At 50.4% G+C, this 12,394-nt stretch carries 7 protein-coding genes; 6 read left to right on the top strand and 1 reads right to left on the bottom strand.

Going from position 1 to position 12,394, the window contains the following annotated elements:
* The first annotated feature begins 4 nt into the window (after nt 1–4).
* Together H8L47_RS00280 and H8L47_RS00285 are read left to right on the top strand one after the other, a co-directional pair.
* Nucleotides 5–1,147: an acyl-CoA dehydrogenase family protein gene (locus H8L47_RS00280; protein ID WP_230413530.1), complete on the top strand. Its 1,143-nt coding sequence runs from the start codon at nt 5–7 to the stop codon at nt 1,145–1,147.
* Nucleotides 1,148–1,170: 23 nt separating this feature from the next.
* Nucleotides 1,171–2,322, top strand: coding sequence for a CaiB/BaiF CoA transferase family protein (locus H8L47_RS00285; protein ID WP_186951250.1), 1,152 nt, complete (start codon nt 1,171–1,173; stop codon nt 2,320–2,322).
* A gap of 29 nt (nt 2,323–2,351) precedes the next feature.
* Here the strand turns inward: H8L47_RS00285 and H8L47_RS00290 are convergent, their stop codons facing one another.
* A complete protein-coding gene (locus H8L47_RS00290) occupies nt 2,352–6,254 on the bottom strand; it encodes an ATP-binding protein (protein ID WP_186951251.1) in 3,903 nt (1,300 codons plus the stop codon).
* A 246-nt stretch (nt 6,255–6,500) separates the two neighbouring features.
* Between H8L47_RS00290 and H8L47_RS00295 the strand changes: the two genes are divergently transcribed.
* The 4 genes from H8L47_RS00295 (at nt 6,501) to H8L47_RS00310 (ending at nt 12,388) form a co-directional block, all read left to right on the top strand.
* The gene (locus H8L47_RS00295; protein WP_222616355.1) at nt 6,501–9,773 is read left to right on the top strand and encodes an amidohydrolase family protein; all 3,273 of its coding nucleotides are present in this window, start codon (nt 6,501–6,503) and stop codon (nt 9,771–9,773) included.
* Between the two features lie 248 nt (nt 9,774–10,021).
* The gene (locus tag H8L47_RS00300) at nt 10,022–11,215 is read left to right on the top strand and encodes an amino acid aminotransferase (protein WP_186951252.1); all 1,194 of its coding nucleotides are present in this window, start codon (nt 10,022–10,024) and stop codon (nt 11,213–11,215) included.
* Nucleotides 11,216–11,272: 57 nt separating this feature from the next.
* Nucleotides 11,273–11,749 (top strand): hypothetical protein, encoded by a 477-nt coding sequence (locus H8L47_RS00305; RefSeq protein WP_186951253.1) that lies wholly within the window; start codon nt 11,273–11,275, stop codon nt 11,747–11,749.
* Between the two features lie 123 nt (nt 11,750–11,872).
* Complete coding sequence (locus H8L47_RS00310; protein ID WP_186951254.1) at nt 11,873–12,388, top strand: hypothetical protein; 516 nt, start codon at nt 11,873–11,875, stop codon at nt 12,386–12,388.
* The last annotated feature ends 6 nt before the right edge of the window (nt 12,389–12,394 follow it).

Genomic DNA, 12,394 nt, shown 5'->3' on the forward strand with positions numbered 1-12,394 from the left:
CAGTATGAAAATCAAACCAAGCTGGATGACGCCAGAGCTGGAAACTTTTCGAGACGCAGTACGCCGTTTTGTCGATGCCGAAGTCACTCCACACCAGGAGCGCTGGAAAAAACAACAACATGTAGACCGCGATATCTGGGACAAGGGTGGTGCCATGGGTCTCTTGTTGGCTGACATACCTGAAGAATACGGCGGCTCTGGTGGCAGCTTTGCCCATCAATCCGTCGTTTTTGAAGAGCTGACTTATGCCGGTGACATGGCCTTTGGCATACATGTGCATGCGATAGTTGCCCATTATATTTTGAACCAGGGTACGGAGGAGCAAAAGAAAAAGTATTTGCCCAAGCTGGCCTCAGGCGAAATGATCGCCGCTATCGCCATGTCTGAACCCGGTGCAGGGTCTGACCTCAAAGGCATACGAACGACCGCGAGACGTGAGGGTGACAGTTATGTCATCAATGGTTCCAAGACTTTTATATCGAACGGCTATATGGCCGATCTGGTGGTGGTCGTGACCAAGACTGACCCTGAAGCTGGAGCTAAAGGTACATCGCTGATCATGGTAGAAACCAAAGACTGCCCAGGCTATCGGGTAGGGCGTATACTGGAAAAGATAGGTCAAAAAGGCCAGGATACTTGCGAACTTTTCTTTGATGATGTGCGCGTGCCGCTGGACAGGGTACTCGGTGGCGTTGAAGGCAAGGGTTTTACCCAACTGATGACAGAATTGCCTTATGAACGCACGATACTGGGCGTGTCTGGCGTTGCCGCCATAGAGCGCGCACTGGATCTGACGATCACCCATACCCGTGAGCGCAAAGCCTTTGGTCAGGCCCTGATAGAAATGCAGAATACTCGTTTTGTATTGGCAGAGATCAAGACCGAGGCAACCATAGCCCGTACCTTCATTGACCGCTGTATCGTTGACATGATGGAAGGGCGCATGGATACCGAGCTGGCATCAATGGCCAAATACTGGATATCTGATTTGCAGTGCAAGGTCATCGACCAGTGCCTGCAATTATTTGGCGGTTACGGCTACATGCTGGAATACCCGATAGCGCAAATGTATGTCGATGCGCGGGTACAGCGCATCTATGGTGGTGCCAATGAAATCATGAAAGAAATCATTTCACGTAATCTATAAACAAAAAAAGACGGGAATAGAACATGGCTGGACCTTTACAGGGCATACGTGTCATAGAAATGGTAGGACTGGGGCCTTGTCCCTTTGCGGCCATGATGCTGGCTGACATGGGGGCGGAAGTGATACGCATAGACCGCAAGCTGGCTCCAGGCGCGAATAACCCTTTTCCCATACTTGGCACCAAATATGATGTCATGGCCAGAGGGCGCCGCTCGCTGGCGCTGGACCTGAAACATGAAGAAGCCAAAGCGGTGTTGCTGGATCTGGTAGCAAGTGCCGATATCTTGCTGGAAGGTTTCCGCCCCGGTGTCATGGAAAGGCTAGGCCTGGGGCCTGAAATTTGCCAGCAACGCAATCCACGTCTGGTGTATGGGCGGATAACTGGCTGGGGCCAGGATGGCCCGCTTGCCCAGGCAGCAGGGCATGACCTGAATTACATTGCACTCAGCGGCATGTTGCATGCCATGGGACGTGCAGATACGCCACCGGCTCCGCCCTTGAATCTGGTCGGTGATTTTGGTGGCGGTGCCATGATGCTGGCTTTTGGTGTGGTTTGTGCTGCACTGGAGGCGCGCAGTTCTGGCAAGGGTCAGGTGGTGGACGCTGCCATGGTCGATGGCTCCGCTTTATTGGGGGCGATGATTTATGGCTTTCGTGCCTTTGGTGCATGGTCAGACCAGCGTGGAGCAAATATGCTGGATGGCGGCGCGCATTTTTATGACACCTACGCCTGTGCTGACGGGAAATTCATTTCCATAGGGGCGATAGAGCCACAGTTTTATGCTTTGCTGCTGAAAATTGCTGGTATCAGTGATCCTGCATTCAATGCGCAAATGGATAGCCGGAAATGGCCAGAACTGAAGATAAAATGTACGGCGCTGTTCAAGACTAAAACCCGCCAGCAATGGTGTGACTTGATGGAAGGAACAGATATCTGTTTCGCCCCGGTACTGGATATGGCAGAAGCGCCTGAGCATCCGCATAATCAGGCCAGAGCCAATTTTACTGATATTGAAGGCATATTGCAGCCAGCACCTGCACCGAGATTCAGCAGAACAGCGGCAGAAATCAGCCGACCGCCGGCAGTGTCAGGCCAGCATAGTGCAGAAATTTTGCATGACTGGGGAATGAGCGAAGAGCGTATCACCCATTTAAAAGAAAATCAGGTGATTTGAAATCGCGCGTGCTGGCGAATTGCTGATGGCTATTGCTGTTCTATTAATTTTGCCGCAGCTTCAAATTCAAATTGATGCATGAAATGTCTGAGTTGTATCATGGCATCCGAGTTGAACTGAGTGGCAATTGCGGTTTCATTTTCTTCAAACAAGCTCTGTGCATCTGCGTCTGAGGCAGCCAGCAAGATGCGCAATTCAGCCACAATGTTTTTTGCCTCGGCTTCATCGACAATAACTTCTTCATGCTGGGGTAAAATCCCTGGCAATACTGTTTTTAATTCATCCAGCACTGCGTTGAGTGATAGCGTAAGTGGCCCCAGGGTTTCCAGGATGAATTCCCTGGCTTCTTCCTTGCTGAGCTTGTATTCCAGTTCGGCAGCTATTTTTTGCAGTTTCGAGGCACCTATGCTACCGGCCAAACCCTTGAGGGTGTGGCTTAGTCGTTCTGCATTACCGTATTCTCCAACTTGTATGAGCCTGTTTAATTCATGCAGGGTATCTGCCTGACTTTGCTCAAACCTGTGCAGCATATTAATATAAAACTCGTGACGCCCGCCCATGTAATGCAAGCCCAAGCTGGTATCAAGCTCATTGAATTGCGGAAATCCAGCATCCTCGTCATCAAACACAGTACTGGTGATCAGGCTGCCGGGTACCGGCAATTCATGTTCCGTATCCATCCAGTGCGAGACTATGGTGAATAAGGCGTCTGGTTGTATGGGTTTGGTCAGATAGTCCTGCATGCCTTCGCGCATGCAACGCTCACGGATATCGCCAACGGCATGCGCAGTCAGGGCGATGATGGGTGTGTCATCCAGACGAGCATCCTGCCTGATTTTTGCTGCGGCTTCATGGCCATCCATGATAGGCATTTGTAAGTCCATGAATATCATGGCGTAATAGCCAGGCTCGTTTGCCATGATCAGGCGTACGGCTTCTTCACCATTGTCGGCAACATCAGCGGTAATGCCTATCATGCTCAGCAACTCGATGGCGATTTGCTGATTGACGGGATTGTCTTCTGCCAGCAAGACACGGCGGCCAGCATGGTTTTGTGCCGAGATACTGGCTCTGTGTCTGTGTGCATTGCGTGATTCCAGGAGCGCTTCTGATTCACCGTGTAAAGTGAAATCTATTTCAAGTGGCAGGGTAAATGAAAATGTCGAACCCTGATTTTCTTGACTGCTGACTTCAATTTGACCACCCATCAATTCCACCAGGCGACGCGAGATGGATAAGCCCAGACCTGTACCCCCATACTTGCGGGTAGTTGAACCATCTGCCTGTGTAAAAGGCTGGAACAGGTTTTGTTGCTGCTTGGCAGACATGCCTATGCCAGTATCCCGCACCGAGAATGTCAGGTCAGTCGTTGCGGATGTGGTAGGAGGCCTGCTGACACTGAGTTCTATTTCACCACCGCCAGGGGTAAATTTGACGGCATTGTTGACCAAGTTGGTTAATACCTGCCCAAGCCGTAGCGGGTCGCCACGCAAACGTGCTGGCACTTCCTCAGCAATTTGTACGATATAGATTATTTGTTTTTCTATGGCTTTCTGGCTGGTCAGGGTGGATACGCTATTGAGCACGTCCTTGATGGAAAATGAAATTTTCTCCACATCCAGCATGCCCGCTTCTATCTTGGAAAAATCCAGTATGTCATTGATGATGCCCAACAGCGATTCGCCAGCATGATGGATCTTGCTGACATAGTCATACTGTTTGGGTGTCAGCCTGGTTTGCAGGGCAAGATGAGCCAGGCCTATGACGGCATTCATGGGGGTGCGGATTTCATGGCTCATATTTGCCAGGAATTCACTCTTAAGCCTTGTCGCATCTTCTGCTTTCTTGCGCGCCTGTCTCTCGGTCATGCTGGCAGATTCCAGCTGCTGCTGGGTCAAGCGCAGTTCGCGATACGCATTGGCATTGTCGAGTGCAATCGCGCCATAAGAGCACAGCGTGCGAAAGATCAGGCATTCCCTTTCGCCATAGGCATATTCACGCGGCGTCTGTATGCTCATTACGCCAAGGATGCGCTCACCTATGCTGAGGGGGGCAAATAGCAGACTTAGTGTTTCCAGCGTATCTGGTACGACAGGGAAATCATTATCTGGCCGCAATTCCAGCTTGATTTCCCTCCTTTCTCGTACACAGCGTGCACTGGAGGCACGTTCATCTGTCAGCGCCACTTCGTGATAGGGGTGTGGCAGGTTTTCTTCTATACCAAATGCCTGAGTCAGCATTTGTCCATCTGGTGACAGCAAGTAGATGATGAAAGTCGTCGCATCCAATAAATCTTTGAGATGAAAGTGAATAGCTTCAAAAACCGCCTCAGGTTCCAGGTTGGAGGTAATTTGCTGGCCTATACGACCCAGACGTTCGAGGGTGGCACCTGCCTCCTGCAAAGTCGCTGCCCGGCGTGCTTCTGATACAGCTACCAGCCTGTGTTGCTCAGCCTCGGCACGTATCAATTCGGTTTCATGCCTGACTTGTGCCATGGCGGTGCGGTTATTTGCCTGTTTTTTGCTTTCGCGTTGTTCTGCGGTAATGGCTTGGCGTGCATATAGCAATGCCTTATTACTGTCACCGACATCAGCCCAGGCATCGCTCAGCGCCATCAGCAATTCTGTACTGGCTTGCCAGCCTTCAGTCAGCTCACCTGTCTGCAGGGACTCTTCCAGATAATGGATGATGGCATTCGGCGCATCCATTTTTTCGGGAAGAGTGATCACATGACGCGCATGTATTTCGGCCAGGGTCTGGTTCAGGGTGACGCCAAGTGCCGTGAATTGATGCTGGTGTATCAGTGTTTTTGCTTCGGCGATAGCGGCCAGCGCCGCATCAGCCTGGCCTGAGATTGATAATGCTCGAGCATAGCGTACCAGGGTTTGAGGCAAGTCATCCATGGAGTGAGCAGCGCGAAACAGGGTAATCGCTTCATTGAATGCGCTTACTGCTTGATCGATTTGACCTTGCATGAGCAGACATTCTGCCAGTTCTGCATGCACTATGGCTTTATTGATACCACCCGGCGTCCTGGAGAAACCATTGAGTGCTTCTTCAAGTGTTTTCTGGCTGCGATCATATTGGCCCAATTGCCTTAACAAGCTACCCAGATGGGACATGGCATAACCTATCAAGGCTGGCCATTCGGTTTCATGGGCACGTTCTGCTGCCCATTCAAACACGCCTGCCGCACCTTCCAGATCATCCACTGTTTGCATGGATTCGCCAGAATTGCCAGCTGAAATTATAGCCAGCCTGATCATGCCAGTCTGGCGTGCCAGTTCGCTGGCTTGCAGATAATAAACGGATGCTCTGGCCGGTTCTCTTCTGCCATGTATTACGCCTGACGCTGCTGCAAGATGTGCGGCAACGGCAGGGTGGTCACCACGCAGATATTGTTTGTCAAAAGCAGCGTGGCGCACCGATGCTGCCAGTGGATCGTAAAATGCCAGTTCGTAGATGGCCCAGGATTCGGCAATCGCAATTCTGAGGCTATCATGGGCCCTTGAATACCAACTGATTGCCGTTACACAAGCTAGTGCTTCTCTGGCGGCATTGCCTTGTTCTTGAGCCATTACTGCGTCAGTAAGGCTGGCGTCACCAAGGCCTATATTGTCGTTAAGGTCGCTGAATACGGTGACGGCTTCAGCAAGCAAAAGTTCGCCACCGTTCAAATCGCAAAAAAGGGCGGCAATTTCTGCCCGGATCAGGCAAAGGCGGGCATGAAACTGTCTTCTCAGGGTTTCCGGTGCATCCAGATCAGCCAGTTCAGCCAATACTTCCATCGCCAGTGTTGAGGCCCGTTGACTATCTCTTTGCCGCAAATACCAGGCCATGGTCAGTTGACTGATGAATTTATCCAGCCCCTGTGCTGAAGTCAGCCTGCTGGCAAGCTGGTTTACTTCTTCTTCAGTGGCAAATAGATTCATGATCGCAGGCGAAATAGAATTGATCAAATCATACCTTATGCCACGCTGATTGAAGGATTATGAGATGGGTTTTGTTGCAAACTCGGCAGGCGTGTAAGTTTAGTCAGTAGCAAAACAGGAACTTTTTAGCAGTTAATGCATCTGATTCGACTTGGCTGATATTCTATTGATATATTATCGCGTGCTGATTAATGCAGCCAAGTCTGAAATCTGGCAAATTAAATAATGATCCAAGAGGGAGAATCTATGCGTGTGTCAAAACTGTTGCCATTGGCCTGGGCGGTTATGCTGTGTTTACCTGCACTGGCTGCTGAGCCAGTCACCAAACCGGATGCAGAAAAAAAGAAATGGGATGTCAATCATCCCCCTGGTGAAAGCAAGACAGTCAATATTGACACCCGTACCGGCACATGGATGAGTGTGGATGTCAGCCCTGATGGCAAGCAATTGATATTTGATTTGCTGGGCGACTTATATACGCTACCCATTGGCGGTGGTGAAGCCAAGGCTTTGACACACTCCATAGCCTGGGAAATGCAGGCGCGCTTCTCACCTGATGGCAAACAGATTGCCTATATGTCCGATGCAGGTGGTGGTGACAATGTCTGGGTCATGAATGCCGATGGCAGCAATGCGCATGCAGTCAGCAAAGAGGATTTCCGCCTCTTGAATAATCCCGTCTGGCACCCGAAAGGACAGTACATCGCCGCGCGCAAGCACTATAGCGGCACCCGTTCACTGGGTTCTGGTGAAATCTGGCTCTATCATCAAAGCGGCGGTACAGGTGTGCAATTGAATGAAAAACCAAACTGGCAAAAAGACCTGGGCGAACCGGCATTTTCACCTGATGGCCGCTATGTCTACTATTCGCAAGATACGACGCCAGGCTCATCTTTTGAATACAACAAAAATTCCAACGGGCAGATTTATCAGATTTTCCGCCGAGACCTGCAAGACGGCAAGGTCAAAGCTTTCGTCAGTGGCCCCGGCGGTGCAGTGCGCCCTGTACCTTCACCGGATGGCAAGTACCTGGCATTCGTGCGCCGCATCCGTAACCAGTCGGCCTTGTTCCTGAAAAATTTACAGACTGGTGAAGAAAGCGCAGCCTGGCCTGAGCTGGAACGTGACATGCAAGAAGCATGGGCCATACAGGGAGTGTATCCAGCCTTTGCCTGGATGCCAGGCAGTAAAGAGATCGTGGTCTGGGCAAAAGGCAAGTTGTGGCGTCTGGACCCCTTTAGTCGCAAGGCAGTGGATATTCCTTTCCATGTACAAGATACAAGGGAAATACGCAGCGCCTTGCGCTTCCCACATGAAGTAGCACCTGATCAATTCGATGTGCACCAGTTGCGCTGGGTTAATGTCGCGCCGCAAGGGGATAAAGTTGTGTACTCGGCCTTGGGACATATCTATGTCAAAGACCTGCCTAATGGCACGCCACGCCGCCTGACCACGCAAAGCACACATTTTGAATTCTTCCCCAGCTTTTCACGTGATGGCAAATACGTCGTATTCAGTAGCTGGAATGATGAAAAACTTGGTGCTGTGCGGACTATAGAGCTTGCCAGCGACAAGGAAGCTATCGTGACCAAAGCACCGGGCAAATATCTGCAGGCGAGATTTTCACCAGATGGAAAGCAAGTCGCATACGTCAAGGCCAAAGGTGGCTACCTGACTACCCCGTGGCACGGCATGGAAACCGGGGTATTCCTGACGAATGCGGACGGTAAATCAGAGCCACGCTTGTTGACGGAAGAGGGCGGTTCGCCGCAATTCGGCAAAGATGGGCAAGCTGTGTATGTCACCCGTACCCAATACACTGGAGAAGTCGACTGGACTACTTCGCTGGTGCGTCTGTCATTGGATGGTAAACCTGAACAGCCAGTCGCAAAAAGTGAATTTGCCGGTGAATTTGCAATTTCGCCAGATGGAGAGTGGCTGGCTTTCGGTGAGCGTTATCACGCCTATGTAACACCATTGCCACTGGCTGGCAAGGCAGTCACCATAGGCCAGAAAATGGATGCGCTGCCAGTGAAGCAACTGGATGTGAATGCCGGTCAATACCTGCACTGGTCTGGCGACAGCAAGCGCATCAATTTTTCTCTCGGCGATGAATTGTTCAGCCGTGAATTAAAAGATGCTTTTGCCTTTGTGCCGGGTGCACCTGCCGAGTTGCCCAAGCCGGTAGAGCAGGGAAAAAAAATAGGCTTCCGCCAGTTGGCTGACAAACCGAATGGCTATACCGTTATATCAGGTGCCAGAATCGTCACCATGAAAGGCGAAGAAGTCATAGAAGATGGCCGTATCGTCGTCAAGGATAACCGTATCGTCAGTGTAGGCAAATCTGCGGATGTGGCCATACCTGCAGGCGCAACCCAGATTGATGCTAAAGGCAAAACCATCTTGCCAGGTTTGGTCGACGTGCACTGGCATGGCAGCATGGGTGAGAGCGGCATTATCCCGCAACAAAGCTGGGTGAATTATGCTTCGTTGGCTTTTGGTGTGACTACTATTCATGATCCGTCGAACGACACGGGCGAGATCTTCACGCAAAGCGAGTTGCAAAGAGCGGGGCAGGTGTTGGGTCCACGCATTTATTCTACTGGCACCATACTCTACGGTGCCAAGGGTAATTTTGCCGCCATCGTGAATAACCTGGATGATGCATTGACGCATCTGAAGCGTCTCAAGGCAGCAGGTGCCATTTCAGTCAAGAGCTACAACCAACCAAGGCGTGAGCAACGACAACAAGTTCTGGAAGCAGCGCGCCAGACGAAAATGATGGTGGTGCCAGAAGGTGGTTCTCTGTTCCAGACCAATATGAGCATGGTGGTAGATGGTCATACCGGTGTTGAGCATGCCTTGCCTGTTGAAAAAGTCTATGACGATGTCAAGCAATTGTGGTCGCAGACGCAGGTTGGCTACACTCCGACGCTCGGAGTAGCTTATGGTGGCCTGGATGGTGAACATTACTGGTATGCCCGTACCGATGTCTGGAAACATCCTCTGCTGAGTAAATATGTGCCACGTTCCATATTGGAGCCGCGCAGCATCAGGCGTGAAACGGCGCCGGAAGAGGACTTCAATGTCATTAAGGTAGCGCAGACAGCGACCGCCTTGCAGCGTGCCGGTGTTCCAGTAAATCTGGGTGCGCATGGTCAGCGTGAAGGTCTGGCAGCGCATTGGGAATTATGGACGCTGGTCAAAGGCGGCATGACTCCGTTGGAAGCAATACGCAGCGGCACCATCAACGGCGCACGCTACCTTGGCCTGGATAAAGACATAGGTTCTCTGGAAGTGGGCAAACTGGCTGATCTGATGATTATTGATGGCGATGTTCTTAAGGATATACAACAGTCTGACAAGCTTAGCCATGTCATGCTGAACGGACGTTTGTATGAATCCGGTACTTTGAATGAAGTGGGTAAAACCAAAAAAGTCCGCAAAGCTTTCTTTTTTGAAGGTAAGAGTGGTGGTGAAATGCCTGTGGAAGCTGAGGAGCATGCGCACGGCCACTGATGGCAGGTGAGCTCTGAGTGATGATGAAGAATGCAGCTATTGAAAAATAGCTGCATTTTTTGCATCTTTCGCCAGCCAAACATACAGTTTGATTCAGCTATTCAAACAGCCTGTATCCTAAGTTGCTGATGGCATGTGTCACAATGGAGGCTTGACGCATTAGTCTGGTGTATTTTGTATTGCATTAATGATATTGAGTTGCCGACTTTGCAGCCTTGATTCTATGTCCAACCATCTGGAGTTCTATCATGTTTCAGCACGTTGAAGCCTATCCTGGCGACCCTATCTTGTCTTTGAATGAGGCGTTTGGTAAAGACCCGCGCACCAACAAGATCAATTTGTCTATCGGTATTTATTTTGACGATGCTGGCAAGATTCCTATGCTGCCTTCGGTACGGGCCGCAGAACACAAGGTCGTGGCAGATGCTGGCGCCCGTCCATACTTGCCTATGGAAGGCGCAGCAAATTTCCGCACGGCTGTACAGGAACTTTTGTTTGGTGCGGACAGTGCAGTAGTCAAGGCTGGCCGTGTTGTGACGATACAGGCTGTTGGTTCCAGCGGTGGCCTCAAGGTGGGCGGTGATTTCATCAAGCGTTATTTCCCGACATCGACCATGCTGGTCAGTGATCCTACATGGGATAATCACAAAGCAGTATTTGAAGGTTGTGGACTGACGGTCAAAACCTATCCTTACTACGATGCAGCAACTGGTGGCCTGCGATTTGACGCCATGATAGAAGCGTTGAAAGCAGCAGAAAAGAAAAGCATCGTCCTGCTGCACGCTTGCTGCCATAACCCTACGGGCGTAGATCTGACACAAGAGCAGTGGCAACAACTGGTGCCGGTATTGAAAGAGCGTGAATTGATCGCCTTCCTCGATCTGGCTTATCAAGGCTATGGTGACGGCATCGTGGAGGATGCTTATGCTGTGCGCTTGCTGGCTGATCAGGGTTTGAGTTTCTTCGTAGCGAACTCCTTCTCCAAGAGCATGAGCTTGTATGGCGAGCGTTGCGGAGCCCTGAGCGTGGTTTGCCCTGATGCAGCACAGGCAGTCAATGTACTGGGCCAGATGAAGGCAACTATCCGCCGCAATTACTCCAATCCACCTCTGCATGGGGGGCAGCTGGTTGCCCGTGTATTGAGCGACCCTGAATTGCGCCCTATGTGGGAAGCAGAAGTCGTTGCCATGCGTGACCGTATCCAGTTCATGCGCCGTAAATTGCATGATGTGCTGAGTGCAAAATTGCCGGGTCGCGACTTTAGTTACTTCCTGACGCAGCGCGGCATGTTCAGCTACACAGGTTTGACTGCTGAGCAATGTGATCGCCTGAAAGAAGAGTTCGGCGTTTATCTGGTGCGTTCTGGCCGTATGTGCATTGCCGGTTTGAATACTGGCAATGTAGAAGCGACTGCAAATGCAATTGCAGCTGTCCTGAGCTGATTATAAAAGCCCTGTCCGCATGCCCTTGCGGACAGGGCTTTTAACGTTGTGATTTATATGAAAAAAGCTTGCCTGTTGTTTTTGTTGATGGTTTTCGGCGTAAATGCTTCTGCTGCTGAACTGGTGTATAAAACCTATGTGAATAGTCGATATGGCTTTTCGATAGATTATCCAGATTATCTGATTCCGCAAGGCGAAGCTGCAAGTGGTGATGGACAGGTCTTTCTGTCCAAGGATGGCGAAGCTGAATTGCGTGTTTATGCCAGAGCCTGCATCGATGACCGGGATACGACTCCCGCAGAATTCCTTAAAAAGGCAGAAGCAGAAAAAGTAAAAGAAGGCAGAGTCATTTCTTACCGTGCCAAAGGAAAAGGCTTCGCTGTGGTCTCCGGCACCAAAGGCAAACAGATTTACTACGATAAATTAATGACGACTGGCAACTGGTGCACTTTCTTTCAATGGAATTACGCCGCCAGCAACAAAGAAAAATATGATGAAGCGACCAGGCTCATCGCAAACTCTTTCAAGCCTTGATTCTTGTACTTCAACATAAAAAAGATTAAAAAAAATATCAAAAAAGACAAGTCTGGCGATGATAAATTGAACTCCAAATGCTAATATGGCAGTTCTGTCATTATCATTCCATGCGGAGTAGTCATGAAACCAGCGGTGCAATTATTGTGGTGGATGCGTCTATACCTGTTGGGGCTTTGTATTTCGCTCTCAGGCTGTGCAACCCAACTGGCGCCTGCTTATGACAAAACAGTGGTCGATGGCTTGGCAGCTGTCAATACTGACACCATGATTTTGCTCGCCAGCATTTCTAACGGCACCGATAAAAGCAGCTTCCCCTCTCGCCTTGATAATTACAATTCCCTGATTGGCCGACTGGATGCCTTGAGTTTGCAGGCTGGTGCCAGGCCTATGCCCAAAAATAAAGTGACTGATACCATTAATCAATTGCTTGATAAACGCGGCAGCCCTGCAATGTCTGGTGATGACAGCACGCCGCCAAGTGCTTATGCCATCAAAAAAGTTTCGGAAACCTTGGGCAAAATGCGTGATGTAGATCGCTTGCAAGGCGTGACCGCTTATGAGGCACAGGCCTTCAAGGGGCAGGCTGTGATTTATCTGGACCAGGCAATTACTTACGAAAATTTCTTGCAGCGTTGAACTCTG

Source organism: Undibacterium umbellatum, from assembly GCF_014284125.1.
Taxonomy (GTDB): Bacteria; Pseudomonadota; Gammaproteobacteria; order Burkholderiales; family Burkholderiaceae_D; genus Undibacterium; species Undibacterium umbellatum.

Excerpts from the sequence above, each read along its gene's own strand:
- H8L47_RS00280 (WP_230413530.1), top strand. The coding sequence starts at position 5 with ATGAAAATCAAACCAAGCTGGATGACGCCAGAGCTGGAAACTTTTCGA.
- H8L47_RS00285 (WP_186951250.1), top strand. The coding sequence starts at position 1,171 with ATGGCTGGACCTTTACAGGGCATACGTGTCATAGAAATGGTAGGACTG.
- H8L47_RS00290 (WP_186951251.1), bottom strand. The coding sequence starts at position 6,254 with ATGAATCTATTTGCCACTGAAGAAGAAGTAAACCAGCTTGCCAGCAGG.
- H8L47_RS00295 (WP_222616355.1), top strand. The coding sequence starts at position 6,501 with ATGCGTGTGTCAAAACTGTTGCCATTGGCCTGGGCGGTTATGCTGTGT.
- H8L47_RS00300 (WP_186951252.1), top strand. The coding sequence starts at position 10,022 with ATGTTTCAGCACGTTGAAGCCTATCCTGGCGACCCTATCTTGTCTTTG.
- H8L47_RS00305 (WP_186951253.1), top strand. The coding sequence starts at position 11,273 with ATGAAAAAAGCTTGCCTGTTGTTTTTGTTGATGGTTTTCGGCGTAAAT.
- H8L47_RS00310 (WP_186951254.1), top strand. The coding sequence starts at position 11,873 with ATGAAACCAGCGGTGCAATTATTGTGGTGGATGCGTCTATACCTGTTG.